Origin of the sequence: Cecembia lonarensis LW9 (assembly GCF_000298295.1) — a bacterium.
In the GTDB taxonomy this organism is placed as follows: domain Bacteria; phylum Bacteroidota; class Bacteroidia; order Cytophagales; family Cyclobacteriaceae; genus Cecembia; species Cecembia lonarensis.
Genome location: NZ_AMGM01000268.1, coordinates 1 through 742 on the forward strand (window position 1 = coordinate 1; position 742 = coordinate 742).

A 742-nucleotide genomic window follows, 5' to 3' on the forward strand; every position below is an offset into this window, starting at 1 on the left:
CTCATCATGGAGGTCCTGGAGAATGGGACGCTTCACCTTCAAACGAGCGACTTGCGCTTCTACGAAGGGCCGCTGGCGTTCACCGTTCCCGGCTTCATCACCGGTACCGCGGATCTGTATGAAAGTTACGACGAAGACCGTGGGGTGTTCAGCATGCAGATGCAAGTGCGGAACCCTGTCTTTGGATTCCTCTTCGGGTATCGGGGCGAGTTCACCTGTGCGTATCCATCGCTGTCAGAAGTTGCCGCACCATCGGCCCTCAAGCCAGTGCGGGAAGAGGTTCGCGAATAGCGGCCAATGCAGGGGAAAGTGCTGTCGACAAGGAGCCGTCCGTCGCAGTGCGTCAAATGTCGGAACTGCGCTCCGGCAGATCGTGGACGATGCCCTCGTGCATGGTTATGAGCTGGTCGTTGCTCAGGCCGGGCGGGTGAAAACTCCCGCTATCGCCACTCTTCGAGCATTTGTGCCTTCCGTCCCTTCGATGCGATCGGCGAAAGGCAGTAAGTCTGGGGTTGACGGCGGAATACCTTGATGGTGGATTCCAGCTGTTGCCACGGCATCCAGATATATGCCGGACCTATTGGCAGTGATTCCTGCTCGTGATCGGTTGATGCACTGACGGCGGGCAATCTATTCCATGGAATATCGATTTGAGAAGGCTCGACGGGAACTCATATTGAGAGCGTGTTCCAAAGGGTAGGTGGGGCTTGGGGCCGTGCTGCGTAATGTCGGGGGCTCTTTG

General features: G+C 57.3%; 1 protein-coding gene. It reads left to right on the forward strand.

The features are described 5' to 3' along the window. A partial coding sequence (locus B879_RS24115) for a DUF4166 domain-containing protein (protein WP_040401601.1) occupies nt 1-291 on the forward strand: 291 nt, incomplete at its 5' end. Between the last annotated feature and the right edge of the window lie 451 nt (nt 292-742).